Genomic DNA, 16,149 nt, shown 5'->3' with positions numbered 1-16,149 from the left:
CGGTCGCTCCTGCCATTGGCAGGCTCAGCCGCGGGCGCCTGAGTGAGCGTGCGGGGTGCCCCGCAGGATGACCTTGAACGGGTCGGCCATCACACGCACGTCCAGCCGGGGGTCGTCCCGGTAGACCACGATGTCGGCCGACTCCCCCTCCGCGATACCCGGCCGACCCAGCCAGGCGCGCGCACCCCAGGTGGCGGCACCGATCGCCTCGAGGTTCGACATACCTGTCTTGGTCAGCGCCTCGACCTCCTGGGCGACGAGCCCGTGCGGCAACTGACCGCCGGCATCGGTGCCCACGTAGACGGGCACCCCCGCCTCGCGGGCTTTGGCGACCGTGTCGTAGCGCCGCTGGTAGAGATCCATCATGTGGTCGGCGTAGGTCGGAAACTTGCGCCGTCCTGCCTCGGCGAAGGCTGGGAAGTTGTCGATGTTGACCAGGGTCGGGACGATCGCGATCTGCTGGTCGGCGAAGATGTCGATCGTCTCGTCGACGAGGCCGGTCGCATGCTCGATGCAGTCGGTCCCGGCGGCAGCGAAGTCGAGCAGCGACTGCTCCCCGAAACAGTGCGCGGTCACGCGGGCACCCTCCTCGTGGGCCGCCGCGATCGCTTCGGTCAGCACGTCGACCGGCCAGCAGATGCCCAGGTCACCGGTCTCCCGATCGATCCAGTCCCCGACCAGCTTGACCCAGCCGTCACCGTTGCGGGCCTCCTGCCGGACGTATTCGACGAGGTCCTCCGGCTCGATCTCCCAGGCGAAGTTCGGCAGGTAGCGACGCGTCCGCGCGATGTGCCTACCGGCTCGGATCAGACGCGGCAGGTCCTCCCGTTCCTGCACCCAACGGGTGTCCGCCGGGGAGCCGGCGTCGCGCAGGAGCAGTGCGCCGGCATCCCGGTCGGCGAGGGCATGCTCCTCCGCCCGCTCCGGCGCGACCTCCCCGTGCGCCTCGAGCCCGACGTGACAGTGCGCGTCGACCAGCCCGGGCACGGCAAACCCGTCGATGGTCTCGACGTCTCCGGCGGCGGGCGGGCGCAGGCTCACGACGCCACCGATGACCCACGCCTCCTCGAGCACCTCGTCCGGTCCGACCAGGATCTGGCCACGGATGTGCAGCGCCGGTGAACTCATCAGGTCTCCATGCTTCGTTGCGGGTATGAGGTGTCGTCAGGCTAGCGTGCCCGCGCCAGGAGGGCGCGGCATCGGGTTGAGCTCGATCCCGGCGGACCGCGCCGGCTCGGCATACGCGAACGCCAGGGTCTCAATCGTCTCGTGGGCGTTGAGCCCGCTGGGGTTGGGCAGCACCCACAGCTGGGCGCCTTCGAGGTCGCCCGGCTGCCGACCGACGACGGCCTTATGCTCGGCGAAGGCGATCCGGAAGGCCGTGATCCCGAGAACGGCGACCACGACCGGCTGCAGCCTGCGCACCGTTTCCCGGAGTCCGTCGACACCGGCACGCAGCTGCGTTGCCGACAGCTCGTCCGCACGGGCGGTGGCTTGACGGACCAGGTTGGTGATCGCGATCCCGCGCCCGAGCAGATGCTCACGGTGGGTGACGCTCATGCCGTCAGCGGGATAGACGGGGTGCCCGATGATGCCCGCCCGCAGGAGCGCCGGATAGAACCGGCTGGCCGGGTGGGCGAAGTGGGTCTGCACGGCTGCAGTCCACAGCCCGGGGTTGATGCCGACGAACAACAGCCGCACGCTCGTCGCGCTTCCAGGCCCGGGCGCGAGGTCGGGGACCTGCGAGCCTCGGAAGCTGTCCAGCTCAGCCCGGGTGAACCGCGCCATCAGAGGTCGATCCCGACCCCGCCCCAGGCCGACCGCAAAGCCCTCGGCACCTCCGAGTCCTCGCCATACCTCGTGGTGGCCGCCTGGAGCGTGGCCGCCGCGAAGGTCGCGAAGTCGACATCGCGGGCGATCAGCCCCCTCGTGCTCATGGTGTCCCACCAGACCTGGCCCGCACGCTCCCAGGTGTGGCCGCCCAGCGCCGTCGCGAAGAGATGGAAGGCCTTGTTGGGGATGCCGGAGTTGACGTGGACGCCGCCGTTGTCGTTGTCCGCGTCGTGCGGCAGGTCGACGTAGTCCGCCAGATGGGCCGGCTGCGGATCCTTGCCCAGCCTGGGATCGTCGTAGGCGGTGCCCGGCGCCGCCATGGACCGCAGGGCGACGCCGTGGACCCGGTCAGTGAAAACCTCGGCACCGATGAGCCAGTCCGCCTGCTCAGCGCTCTCCCCGCGGACCCATTGCCGCACGATCGACCCCCAGACGTCCGAGACGGACTCATTCAGAGCGCCCGGCTGACCGACATAGGTCAACCCGGCGGTGAACTGCGTCAGGCCGTGGGCCAGCTCGTGCGCGATCACGTCGACGCTTCGCGTGAAGCCAGCGAAATAGATCCCGTCGCCGTCGCCGAAGACCATCTGCTGGCCGTCCCAGAACGCGTTGTCGTAGTCGCGGGCGTAGTGGACCGAGGCGATGAGCGGCAGCCCGTGGCCATCGAGCGAGTCGCGACCGAAGACGCGGGCCAGCACGTCCCAAGTCGCGCCCAGCCCGTCGAAGGCCTCGTTGACGGAGACGTCCGGAGAGGGTGGGTTGCCCTCACCGCGCACCTGCACCCCGGGCAGGCTCACTCCGTGCTGGGCGTCGTGCAGGGAGCGCTGCGGCGTCGCGTCCACGGGCACCTCGGTGGCAGGAGCCAGCCCCGGCTGGACGACCGGCTGGTCCAGGATCGACACGTCCTTGGTCAGCGGTGGGCCGACGATCCCGTGGATCGTGCCGGGTGGCAGCGGCGGATCGTCAGGACCAGGTGCCGGGGGGCCGGCCAGATCGGCGGGCCGCGGCGTCGGGGGCCGGCCCTGGGGCCACCTCGTCCCCCGCAGCTCCCTGCGCGTGCGCAGCACGTGCGCGTCGCGCAGGGCGAAGTCGATCGCTGGCGCCAGGTCGGGCTCGTGCTGCGCCAGCTGACGCAGCAGATAGCCCGGGACGATCGAGCAGCGGTGGTTCCCCGTCATGTCCAGCACTCTGCCACTGACCGCCGACGGGCGTCTGTCGGAATGCTGTGCGAGGCAGGTCGGCACCGACCTGCCTGGCTCGCGCTCCCACAGATGAGGCAGGCCCGGTGGGCGCTCCCCGCGCCTACTTCTGGCCCTGATCTCCCAGATACTTCTCGAACCCGGTCGGCAGCTTCAGCCCCGCCAGCCCTTCGTCGGCGCCCGGGTCTGCCCCGCCCAGGGCACCCATCCCGAAGGCGCTGTCCAGCGACGCCTCCCGAGCCGCAGCCGCCTTCTGGTCGGCGGCGGCCTCCTGCTGGGCCCGCTTGGCGGGGTTGCCGGACTTGCCCTTCCGGCGCTGCTGGGGCTGCGCCTTGCCCTTGCCGCCACCCATCCCCGGCATCCCGGGCATCCCGGGGATGCCGCCGCCCTTCTTGAGCTGGCGCATCATCTTCTGCGCCTCGCCGAAACGCTCGAGCAGGGTGTTGACCTCGCTGACCTGGACGCCCGAGCCGCGCGCGATGCGGGCGCGGCGCGAGCCGTTGATCTGCTTGGGGTGGTTGCGCTCGAACGGCGTCATCGAGCGCACCATCGCCTCGACCCGGTCGAACTCACGCTCATCGAGGGAGTCGAGCTGGGCCTTCATGCCCTGCATCCCGGGCATCATCCCGAGCATCTGCTTGAGGCTGCCCATCTTCTTGATGGCCGCCATCTGCTGCAGGAAGTCGTCGAAGGTGAAGTCCTCGTCAGAGAGGAACTTGCGGGTCATCTCCCGTGCCTGCACCTGGTCGAAGGCCTTCTCGGCCTGCTCGATCAGCGTCAGCACGTCACCCATGTCCAGGATGCGCGAGGCCATCCGGTCGGGGTGGAAGAGCTCGATGTCCTTGACGCCCTCACCGGTGGAGGCATACAGGATCGGCTGCCCGGTGATCGAGGCCACCGACAGCGCGGCACCACCACGGGCGTCGCCGTCGAGCTTGGTCAGCACCGAGCCGGTGATGCCGACGCCCTCGGAGAAGGCCTGGGCGGTCTCGACCGCAGCCTGGCCGATCATCGCGTCGATGACGAAAAGGACCTCGTGCGCGCCAGTCTCGATCCGGATGTCGCTGGCCTGGCGCATCAACGGCACGTCGACCGCGAGGCGTCCCGCGGTGTCGATGATGACGACGTCATGACCCTTGCGACGGGCCTCCGCGACCCCGTCCACAGCGACGTCGACCGGGTCGCCGAAAGAGCTGGTCCCCTCGCCGCTCTCCATCGCCGCGTCGTGCCCGAAGGTGTTGCCACGCTCCGGGGCGAAGACGGCCACACCCGCCCGTTGCCCGACCACCTCAAGCTGGGTCACGGCGTTGGGACGCTGCAGGTCGGCGGCGACCAGCAGCGGGGTGTGCCCCTGCTCGCGCAGCAGGTGGCCGAGCTTGCCTGCGAAGGTCGTCTTGCCCGAGCCCTGCAGGCCCGCCAGCATGATGACGGTCGGCGGGTTCTTGGCCAGGTGGAGGCGCCGGGTCTGCCCGCCGAGGATCGTGACGAGCTCCTCGTTGACGATCTTGACGAGCTGCTGGGCCGGGTTGAGCGCTCGGTGCACCTCGGCACCGAGCCCCCGCTCGCGCACCCGTCCGGTGAACTCCTTGACGACGGGCAGTGCCACGTCGGCGTCGAGCAGCGCCATCCGGATGTCACGGAGGGTCGCGTTGAGGTCGGACTCGCTGACGGTGCCCTTGCGCTTGAGGTTCTTGAAGGTCAGCGTCAGACGGTCGGAAAGGCTGGTAAACACCCGGCAAGGATACGTTGGAGATGTGCGCTCCCCTATTTCGGCTCTGCAACACCGCCTGTCGCTGGCCCTGCGTGACCGCGTCGCCGGCCCGGACGCGGAGCGTCGGGCGCACGCGATCTGGCTGGCGCCGGGGCCGCGTCGCTTCGCCCCCGACGACCCGATCGCCCGGGTGCAGGGCCACGCAGCGATGTATGCCGGAGGCATCCGCGCGCTTCTGCTCCAGTCGCTGCACCCTCTCGCGATGGCCGGGGTCGGAGAACACTCCGGTTATCGCGGCGACCCGTGGGGTCGGTTGCAGCGCACCAGTGAGTTCATCGCGATGACCACCTTCGGCCCGGAGGAGGGGGCTGCACGGGTCCTGGAGCGGATCAACCGGGTGCACACCACGGTGGTCGGCACCGCCTCGGACGGCCGCCCCTACTCTGCGACCGACCCGCACCTGCTGACCTGGGTGCATATCGCCGAGATCGAGAGCTTCCTGACCGCCTACCAGCGCTACGCCCGCACGCCTCTGACCCTGGAGGAGGCCGACCGGTATGTCGAGCAGACCGCCTGGGCGGCTGGGGAGCTGGGCGTGCCCGACCCTCCATTGACGGTCATGGGTCTCTATGAGCAACTCGGCTCCTTCGAGCCCGAGCTGGCGGCCAGCGACGGCGCCCGCGACGTCGTCCGCTTCCTCCTGACCGAGCCACCCCTGCCAACCGCGGCACGGCCAGGTTTCTGGCTGCTGGCCGCCGGAGCCGTGGAGATGTTGCCGCAGAAGGCCCGCGACCTGCTCGACCTGCACCTGCCGGTCTGGGCGCGGCAGCTGGAACGACCGCTGCTCCGGTATGTCGCGAGGCCCGCGGGAGGGCTGGGCACCGCTGCGGTCGGCTGGGCGTTGGGCAGCCCCGACGACCCGCGCAACGACCCGGAGAGCTCGGCCACCTACCCAGGGTGAGTGCTGCCCGGAGTCGGCGTCGTCAGCCGATGATCGCGCTCACGAACGCCTCGGGGTCGAAGGGTGCCAGGTCGTCGGGGCCCTCGCCGAGGCCGACCAGCTTGACGGGGACGCCCAGTTTGCGCTGGACGTTGACGACGATGCCCCCCTTGGCGGTCCCGTCCATCTTGGTCAGCACGAGGCCGGTGATAGCGACCTCCTTGGCGAACTCCTCGGCCTGACGCATGCCGTTCTGTCCGGTGGTGGCGTCGAGGACGAGCAGCACCTCGCTGACCGGTGCAAGCTTCTCGATGACGCGCTTGATCTTGCCGAGCTCGTCCATGAGTCCGCGCTTGGTGTGCAGACGACCGGCCGTGTCGATGATGACGACGTCGGACTCCATCTCGATCCCGCCCTTGACCGCCTCGAAGGCCACGGACGCGGGGTCGGCGCCCTCCTGCATGGACCGTACGGTCGGCACCCCGACCCGCTCGCCCCAGGTGGTCAGTTGTTCGGCCGCCGCCGCCCGGAAAGTGTCGGCGGCGCCGAAGACGAGGTCGAGGTCCTCGGCCACGAGCACCCGGCCGAGCTTGCCCACCGTCGTCGTCTTGCCCGTGCCGTTGACGCCGACGACGAGGATGACGGCCGGGAGGCCTTCGGTGCGGCTCGCGGCGATCCTGCGGTCCATGGTCGGGTCGACCAGCCGAAGGAGGTCATCGTGCAGCCATTGTTTGACCAGAGCCGGGTCGGTCGTGCCGTCGACCTTGACCTGGGTGCGCAACGAGGAGACGAGCTCCTGGGTGGCCTCGACTCCGAGGTCAGAGGCCAGCAGGGTGTCCTCGACTGCCTCCCAGTCGGTCTCGCTCAGACCTCCGCGGGACAGGAGAGCGAGGAGCGCATTGCCCATCGCGGAGTTCGAGCGCGCCAGCCTGGCCCGCAGCCGTTGAAGGCGTCCCCGAGCAGAGTCTGGCCGTTCGATGACCGGGACCGTGGGTGAGTCCGGCTCGACGGCGACACCGCCACCACGGTTGAGGACCTCCTCGTCACCGCCCTCAGGGAGACCGGCACGGGGTCGCTCCTGCTCAAGGACGTCGCCCTCAGATCCACCTCGTGGCGGCCGAGGCGCGGTCTTGGTGTCTCCGCCACGGCCACGCACCAGCGCAACGACGGCGGCGAAGGCGCCGACCAGCAGCACGCTGACGACGGCGACGATCTCCCAGAGCTCATTGATTGGTCCCACTCGCACAGTCTCCCAGACGGCGCCGACACCTCACGACAAGCGCCGGACCACATGGGATCGGGCCGTACTACGACAGCCGTCCCACCTGCAGCGCCGCTGGTCCTGGGTGGCCAGCAAAAGCGCGGACGCGAGGCTCAGCTGGCCGCACGCAGATCCTGGTGGCGCTGATCGGCCTCCTGGTCGGAGACCTCGAGGTCGTCCTGGCCCGAGGTGTGCTGACCATGGGCACGCTCGGGCAGCCTGGCTGCCAGCCCCTTGGTGCGCCCCGCTGCGGTGCGGCCGAGCTCTTCGCTGCGGGCTACGACCTTCTCGGTGGTGCGACGCGCCCCTGCGATGAGCTCCTCCCCCTCTGCCGTCCAGAAATCCCCACGACCCTCACGACGAGCCTCGAGCATCACGTAACCCACGACTCCCGCACCGATCGCGACGCAGAACAGCATGGCCAGCACGAGAGCAAACATGTGACTAGTGTGGCCCGGCACCAGGGGGGCAACTCAAATCCGCCGCGGCGTGTCCCCGGATTGACCTGGCTCCCGTGGGGCCTGCCGCCCACGGTTCGTGGTCAGCCGGGCAGCTCCTCCACCGCTTCGGCAGCCGCGGGGGGTGGCGTGACCGAGGCGCCCGAGCCGCCCACCAGGCTCGCGCGGGCATCGGACCTGACCGCCTTCGCCGGCGCCACGTCATGGATCCGCTGACTGACCACGGTGGTGACGCCGTCCCCGCGCATCGACACGCCATACAGTGCGTCAGCGATCTCCATCGTCCGCTTCTGGTGCGTGATCACGATGAGTTGGGAGCTATCGCGCAGCTCCTCGAAGAGCGTGATCAGCCGGCCCAGGTTGGTGTCGTCCAGCGCTGCCTCGACCTCGTCCATGATGTAGAACGGGCTCGGCCGCGCCTTGAAGATCGCCACGAGCAACGCGACCGCGGTGAGCGAGCGCTCCCCTCCGGAGAGCAGCGAGAGGCGTTTGATCCTCTTGCCGGGCGGGCGTGCCTCGACCTCGATGCCGGTCGTGAGCATGTTGTCCGGGTCGGTGAGGGTGATCCGCCCCTCGCCGCCGGGGAACAGCCGGGAGAAGACGCGCTCAAACTGGGCAGCCGTGTCGTGGAAGGCGTCGGTGAAAACCCGCTCGACGCGCTCGTCCACCTCGGCGACGATGTGCAGGAGATCGGACTTGGAGCGGCGAAGGTCCTCGACCTGGGTGGTCAGGAACGTATGGCGTTCTTCCAGCGCGGCGAACTCCTCCAACGCCAGGGGGTTGACGCGGCCGAGCTGGGCGAGCTGGCGCTCGGCGGCCCGCAGCCGCTTGTCCTGGACCTCGCGCACGAAGGGCGCCGGCTGCGGGAAGTCTGCGTCGTCGACGTCCTCCTGCGGCCCGGGGACGTGCGGGATAAGTTGGTGCGGGCCATACTCCTGCACCAGCACCTCCGGATCGGTGCCTAGCTCCTCGATGGATCTGATCTGCAGGGCCTCGATGCGCAGGCGCTGCTCCGCGCGGGCGATCTCGTCGGCGTGGACGGAGTCGGTCAGGTCGCGCAGGTCGCTGGCGAGCTCGGTGGCTCGGGCGCGCGCGGTCGCCAGGGCCTGGTCACGCTCGGTCTGCTCGGCTCGGGCACGCTCGCGCGCGGCGGTGGCGGCCACGAGCAGCCCGTCGACACGGGAGCGCAGGTAGGCCGCACCCGTGGCCACTGCTTGTGCGGTCCGGCGCTCCTGCACCCGCCGCGCCCGGCGGGCCGCTGCCCGCTCACGAGCGGCGAGCTCATTGCGGGCGGCAGCCTCCAGGCCCTCTGCACGGCCGGTCAGCGCCTTGGCGCGCTCCTCCTGGGTGCGCAGCGCGAGTCGCGCCTCCGTCTCGGCGCTGCGGGCGCGGGCCGCCGCCTCGGCGAGACGCTCGCGCTCGCTGCCGTCCGGTTCGGTGAGGTCTCCTGGCTCTTCCTCAGCAGCAGCAAGGCGCGCCTGCAGGTCGGTGAGCTCGCTGCGGGTCGCCGCCAACCCCTCCTCGGCGACCGCGACGGCGGTCGAGGTGCGGTCGTGCTCGGCACGTGCGCTCCGCATGGTCTGGCCGAGCTGGGCGAGCTGCTCGGCGACCGCCGTCATCCGGGCGTCGCTGTCGTGGAGCGCTTCCAGAGCTCCTTCGGTCGCCTCCTCGGCGACCAGCAGTGCGGTTCGTGCCGCACTCAGCTCGAAGGTGAGCCGTTCGGCGCGTCCGGTCGCATCGGCCACGCCCTGCTGCGCCTGTGCCAGTGCAGACTGCAGCTCCAGCAGGCTCGGGGCCTGGCTCGAGCCGCCACGCACCCAGCCGGGTCCATAGACGTCACCCTCTGCGGTGACGACCGTCAGGCCGGCCAGGTCGCGGCTCAGTGCGACGGCTTCCTCGGCCCCCTCGACGAGCGCTACCCGGTCCAGCAGACCGGCGACCGCCCGACCCAGCTGCGGATCGACGGTGCGGACGACGTCTGCGGCCCACACGGCATACCTGGGCAGAGGAGGCCATCCGGACCGGTCCACCTGCACCGAGGACTCCGGGACGAGCAGCGCCACCCGCCCCTGGTCCTGATCACGCAGCCAGCCCAGCGCTGCCCGCGCGGGCTCCAACCCCTCGGCGACGAGCGCCTCCCCCGCCCAACCCAGCGCTGCCACGACGGCCGCCTCGCGGCCGGTGTCGACCTGCAGGTGGCTGGTGATGGTGCCACGCAGCCCGCCGACCCCCTGTGTCCCGTCTTCCCCGGCGGCCAGGAGTGCGCTGGCCCCGTCGCTGCGTCGCAGGCTCAGCGACAGGGCCTCGACCCGAGCCTGGACAGCAGCCTGCTCAGCCTGGGTCCCCCGCAGGTCCTCGGTGAGGCGCTCGACCTCGGCCTGCGCCGTCGCGCGCTGCTCCTCGATGAGCTCGTACTGCTCATCGAGCCCTTCCTCGCCGTGCTCGACGTCGAGCACGGTGGCCTCCAGCGCAGCAAACTCCTGCTCCGCCTTGGCTGCACGGTCCGTGATGGCCTGGGCCGCCTGCGTGAGCCTGGCGATCTCACCCTCGCCGGCTTCCACGCGCGAGCGCCGGGCCGCGACCTGACCAGCCAGCCGCGCCAGACCCTCGCGCCGGTCCGCGGCCGCCCGGAGCAACCGTTGCAGCCTGGCCTGCTCCTCCGCGTGCGCCACCTCCGCGGCTGCGCGTACTTCCTGAGCCTGTGCGAGCGAGAGCAACAGGTCGGTGACCGTGGCCAGCAGCGCCGCCTCCTGGGCTCTGACCTGCTGTGCCTGGGCGCGCAACTGTTGCGGGTCCTTCGCGCCGTGGCCACCCCTGCCCTGTTCCTCTGCGCGCAGCTCCTCCTCCTCGGCGCCGAGGAGCCGGACCCGCTCGCCGGCGAGATCACCGAGCGCGCGGAGCCGTTCGATCAGCGAGGAGAGCGCATACCAGCGGTCCTGCACCTCGTTGAGCGCAGGCGCGGCGCCGGCGCGCTCGCTCTCCAGAGAGGCGACCGTGCCCTCGGCCGCCCTGAGGGAGTCTTGGACGGCGGCTCGTCGCCTGACCAGGGCCTGCTCGTCGGCGAGCTCGTGCTGCAGCGCGCTCGTGAGCTGCACGAGGTCGTCGGCGAGGATCCGCAGACGAGCGTCACGCACCTCCGCCTGGATCGTCGCAGCGCGGCGGGCGGTCTCGGCCTGTCGGCCCAGCGGACCGAGCTGGCGGCGCAGCTCGGTCGTCAGATCGTTAAGCCGGGTCAGGTTGCCGTCCATCGCGTCGAGCTTGCGGAGCGCCCGCTCCTTGCGCTTGCGGTGCTTGAGGACGCCGGCGGCCTCCTCGATGAAGCCGCGCCGCTCCTCGGGCGTGGCCCGCAGCACCGCGTCGAGCTGGCCCTGCCCGACGATCACGTGCATCTCGTGGCCAATGCCGGAGTCGGAGAGCAGCTCCTGCACGTCCAGCAGCCGGCAGTGGGTGCCGTTGATGGCATATTCGCTGCCGCCGGAGCGGAACATCGTCCGCGTGATCGTCACCTCGGAATAGTCGATCGGCAGCGCTCCGTCGGTGTTGTCGATCGTCATCGACACCTCGGCCCGGCCCAGCGGAGGGCGGCCAGAGGTCCCGGCGAAGATGACGTCCTCCATCTTGCCGCCGCGCAGGCTCTTGGCGCCCTGCTCCCCCATCACCCAGGCCAGCGCGTCCACGACGTTGGACTTGCCCGAGCCATTGGGGCCGACGATGCACGTGATGCCCGGCTCCAGCCGGAGGGTCGTCGCCGAGGCGAACGACTTGAACCCCCTCAGGGTCAGGCTCTTGACATACACGTGGGTCGGATTCTCCGCATCGAGTGGATCTGGCTGCCGTCACGATACCTGCGGGGCAGGCCCAGTCCTGGCAGGTGAGAGCGGGACTGCGCAGATCAGCGTTCGCGGAAGCCCGACAGGCCGCCCCGTTCGTCGTGCCACTGGGTGGTCACCGTGCCGACATGTCCCGGACGGCTGCGGGTCGAGACCCGCTCGCTGAGCAGTTCGATCAGGGCCTCGATCGCGCTGCGTTCCCCCTGCGCCTGCACCTCGACCCGACCGTCGGGCAGGTTGCGGGCATGGCCGACCAGGCCGAGCTCCAGGGCGCGAGCACGGGTCCACCAGCGAAAGCCCACTCCCTGGACCCGACCCCGGACAAAGATCAGTGCGCGCTCCATACCGGCGAGACTACGGTTGGGGACGTGGACGAGCACCGACAGTCACCTCCCTACCCACCGATCGCCGACCGACCCGTGCGGTGGGGCCTGCTCGCTGCCGGGAGCATCGCCCATGCCCTCGCGTCGGCGATCACCCAGAGCGAGGGGGGTCAGCTCGTCGCGGTCGCGGCGCGCGATGGTGGGCGGGCCGCCGAGTTTGCCGCGAGGCACACGATTCCGCGGTCCTATGAGGGCTACGGCGCGCTCTATGACGACCCAGAGGTGGACGCCGTCTACATCTCCTCCACCCACCCCTTCCACGCCGAGCACGCGCTGGCCTGCATCGCCGTCGGCAAGCACGTGCTGGTGGAGAAGCCGCTGACCCTGACGGTCAAGGACACCGAGGCGGTCCTCGCGGCAGCCAGGACGCGCGGGGTGCTGGCCATGGAGGCGATGTGGACGCGCTGCCAGCCGATCATCCTCGACATCGCAGACCGGGTCCGGCGGGGCGAGATCGGGTCGGTGCGCTCGTTCGCAGCCGCGTTCACCGTGCCCTTCGGGTATGACGAGGCTCACCGCCTCTTCGACCTCGCCAACGGCGGTGGCGCGCTGCTGGACCTCGGCATCTACCCGATCACCCTGGCCCACCTGCTCCTGGGCCCTCCAACGCATCTGCACGTGCTGGGGTCCACGGTGCCTACCGGCGCCGACGACCTCGTCGCGCTGCAGTGGATGAGCGCCGACGGTGCCGTCGCGCAGGTCGTCTGCGACTCTCAGAGCCACGGCGCCTCCCGCACGGTGATCCGCGGCACCGGCGGCTGGATCGAGGTGCACGGCCCGGTCCACCACCCGGAGTCCTTCACGGTCCACACGGACACCGACGCAGACTCTGGTCGTCACGACAGTGCGGTGGAGAACGTGCAGGGTGATCGCCGCGGCTATCTGCACGAGGTCGAGGAGTTCCACCGTTGCCTGCGCGAAGGCCTGCTGGAGTCACCGCTCGTGCCGCACGCCGACACCGTGGAGATCATGACCGTCCTGGAGAGCGCCCGCCGCGAGCTCGGTGTGCGCTACCCCCAGGAGGACGCGCCGCTCCACACCTGAGCGACCACCGACGACCAACCGCCGACACCCGCAACTCGCGACCTGGAGGAGACGCCATGCCTGATCACCGCACCCGCAGCTTCGAGCGCGACGGCGCCACGATCACCTACGACGTGCGCGGCGACCTGGACGGTGCAGTGCCGCTGCTGCTGCTCGGCTCCCCAATGGACGCCGGCGGGTTCACCGCGCTGGCCGCCGAGATCACCGACCGACCGACCATCACTTGTGACCCCCGCGGGACCGGTCGAAGCACCCGCCACGATGATCCCGCCGGGGAGCTCACGCCGCTCGACCACGCCGCGGACCTGTCGTTGCTGGCCGCAGAGCTGGGCGTGGAGCAGGTCGACGTCTTCGCGAGCAGCGGTGGTGCCGTCAACGCCCTGGCTTGGGTGGCGCAGCATCCCGGGCAGGTGCGCACGCTGGTCGCCCATGAGCCGCCCACCCCGACCCTCCTGCCCGACCGAGAGCCCCTGCTGGCCGCGGTGAAGGACATCGCCTCGACCTATCAGGAGAGGGGCTTCGGGGCTGCGATGGGCAAGTTCATCGCGCTGGTGGGCTATGAGGGTGAGCTGCCCTCGGGCTTCACGCTCCCGGAGATCGACCCGGCACAGTTCGGGCTGCCCGCGCACGATGACGGCACCGGCAGCGACCCGCTCCTGCGGCAGAATCTCCGCGGCCTCACCGATCACCCGCTGGCTGTCGAGGCTCTGCGCAGGGCGCCGACCCGGATCGTGCTGGCGCGCGGCGAGTCCTCCGGGCAACAGATGGCGGCTCGATCGGCCCAGGCAGTCGCCGAAGTCCTCGGTCGGGACCTGGTCACGATGCCGGGCGACCACACCGGCTTCACCCCGGGCGAGTGGGGCATGGGCGGGGACCCCAAGGCGTTCGCGATCGCCCTCCTCGACCTGCTCTGACGCGAGGCCCTCTCGCCATCGGCCGCGGGGGCCTCGATCAGACCCTGGGGCGGCGTGGCACGGGCTGGCATCGCGGGCAGAAGTGCGAGGCACGATTCATGAAGCTCTCCCGGCGGATCGGGGTCCCGCAGCGCGCGCAGGGCCGACCGGTCTGCTGGTAGGCCTGCAGGGACCGGTCGAAGTAGCCGCTCGCTCCGTTGACGTTGACGTAGAGGTCGTCAAAGCTCGTGCCACCCTGCTCCAGGGCCGCCACCATCACCTCGGTCGCGTGGTCCAGGACCCGCCCGAGCGTGGGCTTGGTCAGCGTCCCGGCGGGGCGTCGGCCGTGCACGCCGGCCCGCCACAGCGCCTCGTCGGCGTAGATGTTGCCGATCCCGCTCACCACGCTCTGATCGAGCAGTATCCGCTTGATCTCGCTGTCCTTGGCCTTCATCCGACGGACCGTGGACGGGCGGTCGAATGCTGGCTCGAGCGGGTCTGGGGCGATGTGCAGGACGGGCTCGGGTATGCCGTGCGCATGCCGGTCGATCCCCTCCTCCGACGTCGTGCGATCGCCATACGGGTCAGCGTGCAGCGACGTGAGCGTGAGGCCGCCGAAGGTCCGCTGGTCCACGAACCGCAGCTGGAGACCTTCGTCGGCAAAGTCGAAGGTCGCGTGCAGATGCTTCTCGCGCGGGGCGTCGACCGGCTCGACCAGGAGTTGACCACTCATCCCCAGGTGGATGAGCAGGGCCTGCGGGTCATCGTCAGGGGGATCGAGCACCAGCCACAGGTATTTGCCGCGCCGGTCAGCGGCGACGACGTGCGCACCCTCGACCCTGGCTTGCAGATCCGCAGGCCCGGCGGGGTGTCGGCGCGCCACCCGAGCGCCGGTGAGCGAGGCGTGCGTGATGGTGCGTCCGAGGACGTGGTCGAGGAGGCCTCGACGGACGACCTCGACCTCAGGGAGCTCCGGCATGGTGGGTGGAGGCTTCGCGTCAGTTGGTGAGGGGCTCGGCGGTCGGCTCGACGGCCATGACCGCCGCGGCGCGATCGGTCAGGGTGTGCCAGGCCGCCTCCGCAGCGCGCTGCTCAGCAGACTTCTTGGACCGGCCCGCGCCGGAGCCACAGATCTCGCCGCCGACGCGGACGTGGGCGGTGAATCGCTTGTCGTGATCGGGACCCTGGGACTCGACGTCATACTCCAGCCCCTGCAGGTTGGCGTTGGCCGCGACCTCCTGCAGGCTGGTTTTCCAGTCGAGGGCGGCACCGAGGGCGGCGCTGCGCTCCATCAACGGATCCAGCAGGTGGTGCACCAGCGCGCCCGCCGCGGGCAGACCGACGGAAAGATAGACGCAGCCGATGACGGCTTCGGTGGTGTCGGCGAGGATCGAGCCCTTGTCCCGACCGCCCGTGGCCTCCTCCCCCTTGCCCAGCAGCACGTAGTCGCCCAGGCCCACACCTCGGGCGACCTCGGCGAGCGCCCGCGAGTTGACGACGGCAGCCCGCAGCTTGGCCAGCCGTCCCTCCGGCAGGTCGGGGTGCGCACGGAAAAGGGCGTCGGTCACGATCACGCCCAGCACGGCGTCGCCGAGAAACTCCAGGCGTTCGTTGTGGGGCAGGTTCGCGTGCTCGTAGGAGTAGGACCGGTGGGTCAGGGCACGCAGAAGCAGCGCCTCGTCGCAGCGCCCTCCGACCACCTTCTCGAGGTAGTCGTTGAGCTCAGCGGCAGGACGCATGCGCTTCTGTGTCTTGCTCAGCCCTGGTGCTCGGTGCGCTCGGCGGCAGCGTAGTGGCGTCCGCCGTAGGTGCCGCAGGAGGGGCAGGCCTGGTGCGGGGTGCACACCGCGGCGCACTGCGGGCAGGTCGACAGCGCGATGGGCGCAGCCTTCCAGTTGGAGCGGCGGCTCCGGGTGTTCGAGCGGGACATCTTCCGCTTAGGAACGGCCACGTCAAATCCTTTTCTCGTCGTCGTCGTCGGCGTGCGTCGCCATGGTGGCGAGCACCGACCATCGTGGGTCGATCACGTCATGGTGGTGCTCCGGGTCGTCAGCCAGTCGTGCTCCGCACTCGGAGCACAGTCCTGGGCAGTCTTCCTGGCACACCGGTTGGAAGGGCAGTGCAGTCACGATGGCGTCGCGCACGACCTCTTGGAGGTCCAACAGGTCGCCATCGAGCTCGTACCGCTCTTCGTCGTCGGTCTCATCGTCCGTCTTGCTGCCGTTGCGAGCAGAGCCATGTCCCGCCACCTTCTGGTGGTGGGCCGCCCGCTCGGGATAGGCGAACAGCTCCTGGAAATGAACTTCGAGGTCTTCCTCGACGTTCTCCAGGCACCGCACGCACAACCCGCTCGCCAAGGCCGAAGCCGTCCCCGTCGTCAACACGCCCTCGACGACGGACTCCATCCGCAAGTCCATCCTGACCTGCTGGTCGGGCTGGATCGCGATGACGTCGGTGCCGATGCGCTCGGGCGTCGTCAGGGTCCACGTGATCTCCTTCAGGGAGCCCGGTCGACGGGCGAGCTCCCGGGTGTCGACCACCCAGGTGCGCTCCGTCTCGTGCGCAGCCATGATTCTTGATCCTCGTGTTTGCCGTGT

The 16,149-nt window shown here is 70.3% G+C and carries 15 protein-coding genes; 3 read left to right on the top strand and 12 right to left on the bottom strand.

The window, feature by feature from the left end; translation table 11 throughout:
• Nucleotides 1-24 precede the first annotated feature (24 nt).
• From Q4P07_RS09380 to ffh, 4 genes are all read right to left on the bottom strand, one after another.
• Nucleotides 25-1,128: an amidohydrolase family protein gene (locus tag Q4P07_RS09380; protein WP_303374652.1), complete on the bottom strand. Its 1,104-nt coding sequence runs from the start codon at nt 1,126-1,128 to the stop codon at nt 25-27.
• Between the two features lie 36 nt (nt 1,129-1,164).
• Nucleotides 1,165-1,788 (bottom strand): mismatch-specific DNA-glycosylase, encoded by a 624-nt coding sequence (locus Q4P07_RS09375; RefSeq protein WP_303374651.1) that lies wholly within the window; start codon nt 1,786-1,788, stop codon nt 1,165-1,167.
• Nucleotides 1,788-3,011, bottom strand: a complete 1,224-nt coding sequence (locus Q4P07_RS09370) for a M4 family metallopeptidase (protein WP_303374650.1) — start codon at nt 3,009-3,011, stop codon at nt 1,788-1,790. The genes Q4P07_RS09375 and Q4P07_RS09370 overlap by 1 nt, the downstream gene beginning before the upstream one ends.
• A gap of 124 nt (nt 3,012-3,135) precedes the next feature.
• Complete coding sequence (gene ffh / locus Q4P07_RS09365; RefSeq protein ID WP_303374649.1) at nt 3,136-4,764, bottom strand: signal recognition particle protein; 1,629 nt, start codon at nt 4,762-4,764, stop codon at nt 3,136-3,138.
• Between the two features lie 22 nt (nt 4,765-4,786).
• Between ffh and Q4P07_RS09360 the strand changes: the two genes are divergently transcribed.
• On the top strand, nt 4,787-5,704 hold the full coding sequence (locus Q4P07_RS09360; protein WP_303374648.1) for an oxygenase MpaB family protein: 918 nt from the start codon (nt 4,787-4,789) through the stop codon (nt 5,702-5,704).
• 22 nt (nt 5,705-5,726) lie between these two features.
• Here Q4P07_RS09360 and ftsY read toward each other — a convergent pair whose 3' ends face one another.
• From ftsY to Q4P07_RS09340, 4 genes are all read right to left on the bottom strand, one after another.
• Complete coding sequence (gene ftsY / locus Q4P07_RS09355; RefSeq protein ID WP_303374647.1) at nt 5,727-6,923, bottom strand: signal recognition particle-docking protein FtsY; 1,197 nt, start codon at nt 6,921-6,923, stop codon at nt 5,727-5,729.
• Between the two features lie 134 nt (nt 6,924-7,057).
• Nucleotides 7,058-7,384, bottom strand: a complete 327-nt coding sequence (locus tag Q4P07_RS09350) for a hypothetical protein (protein WP_303374646.1) — start codon at nt 7,382-7,384, stop codon at nt 7,058-7,060.
• Between the two features lie 101 nt (nt 7,385-7,485).
• A complete protein-coding gene (gene smc / locus Q4P07_RS09345; RefSeq protein ID WP_303374645.1) occupies nt 7,486-11,199 on the bottom strand; it encodes a chromosome segregation protein SMC in 3,714 nt (1,237 codons plus the stop codon).
• Nucleotides 11,200-11,294: 95 nt separating this feature from the next.
• Entirely contained in the window at nt 11,295-11,576 is a 282-nt protein-coding gene (locus Q4P07_RS09340) for an acylphosphatase (protein WP_303374644.1), read from the bottom strand.
• Between the two features lie 24 nt (nt 11,577-11,600).
• On the opposite strand from Q4P07_RS09340, the gene Q4P07_RS09335 reads away from it, so the two are divergent.
• The gene (locus Q4P07_RS09335; protein ID WP_303374643.1) at nt 11,601-12,659 is read left to right on the top strand and encodes a Gfo/Idh/MocA family protein; all 1,059 of its coding nucleotides are present in this window, start codon (nt 11,601-11,603) and stop codon (nt 12,657-12,659) included.
• A 56-nt stretch (nt 12,660-12,715) separates the two neighbouring features.
• Complete coding sequence (locus Q4P07_RS09330; protein ID WP_303374642.1) at nt 12,716-13,573, top strand: alpha/beta fold hydrolase; 858 nt, start codon at nt 12,716-12,718, stop codon at nt 13,571-13,573.
• A 37-nt stretch (nt 13,574-13,610) separates the two neighbouring features.
• Here the strand turns inward: Q4P07_RS09330 and mutM are convergent, their stop codons facing one another.
• Genes mutM through Q4P07_RS09310 form a run of 4 tightly spaced genes read right to left on the bottom strand, consistent with a single transcriptional unit; the run spans nt 13,611 to nt 16,122 of the window.
• Nucleotides 13,611-14,531, bottom strand: coding sequence for a bifunctional DNA-formamidopyrimidine glycosylase/DNA-(apurinic or apyrimidinic site) lyase (gene mutM, locus Q4P07_RS09325; protein WP_303374641.1), 921 nt, complete (start codon nt 14,529-14,531; stop codon nt 13,611-13,613).
• A gap of 19 nt (nt 14,532-14,550) precedes the next feature.
• Nucleotides 14,551-15,291, bottom strand: a complete 741-nt coding sequence (gene rnc, locus Q4P07_RS09320; protein ID WP_303374640.1) for a ribonuclease III — start codon at nt 15,289-15,291, stop codon at nt 14,551-14,553.
• 17 nt (nt 15,292-15,308) lie between these two features.
• On the bottom strand, nt 15,309-15,503 hold the full coding sequence (gene rpmF / locus Q4P07_RS09315) for a 50S ribosomal protein L32 (RefSeq protein WP_303374639.1): 195 nt from the start codon (nt 15,501-15,503) through the stop codon (nt 15,309-15,311).
• Between the two features lies 1 nt (nt 15,504).
• The gene (locus Q4P07_RS09310) at nt 15,505-16,122 is read right to left on the bottom strand and encodes a DUF177 domain-containing protein (protein WP_303374638.1); all 618 of its coding nucleotides are present in this window, start codon (nt 16,120-16,122) and stop codon (nt 15,505-15,507) included.
• Between the last annotated feature and the right edge of the window lie 27 nt (nt 16,123-16,149).

Source organism: Ornithinimicrobium sp., assembly GCF_030537745.1.
In the GTDB taxonomy this organism is placed as follows: domain Bacteria; phylum Actinomycetota; class Actinomycetes; order Actinomycetales; family Dermatophilaceae; genus Ornithinicoccus.
This window is presented reverse-complemented; position numbering and strand designations above follow the sequence as displayed.

Coding starts and splice junctions, on each gene's coding strand:
- Q4P07_RS09380 (WP_303374652.1), bottom strand. CDS start 1,128: ATGAGTTCACCGGCGCTGCACATCCGTGGCCAGATCCTGGTCGGACCG.
- Q4P07_RS09375 (WP_303374651.1), bottom strand. CDS start 1,788: ATGGCGCGGTTCACCCGGGCTGAGCTGGACAGCTTCCGAGGCTCGCAG.
- Q4P07_RS09370 (WP_303374650.1), bottom strand. CDS start 3,011: ATGACGGGGAACCACCGCTGCTCGATCGTCCCGGGCTATCTGCTGCGT.
- Q4P07_RS09350 (WP_303374646.1), bottom strand. CDS start 7,384: ATGTTTGCTCTCGTGCTGGCCATGCTGTTCTGCGTCGCGATCGGTGCG.
- Q4P07_RS09340 (WP_303374644.1), bottom strand. CDS start 11,576: ATGGAGCGCGCACTGATCTTTGTCCGGGGTCGGGTCCAGGGAGTGGGC.
- Q4P07_RS09330 (WP_303374642.1), top strand. CDS start 12,716: ATGCCTGATCACCGCACCCGCAGCTTCGAGCGCGACGGCGCCACGATC.
- mutM (WP_303374641.1), bottom strand. CDS start 14,531: ATGCCGGAGCTCCCTGAGGTCGAGGTCGTCCGTCGAGGCCTCCTCGAC.
- rnc (WP_303374640.1), bottom strand. CDS start 15,291: ATGCGTCCTGCCGCTGAGCTCAACGACTACCTCGAGAAGGTGGTCGGA.
- Q4P07_RS09310 (WP_303374638.1), bottom strand. CDS start 16,122: ATGGCTGCGCACGAGACGGAGCGCACCTGGGTGGTCGACACCCGGGAG.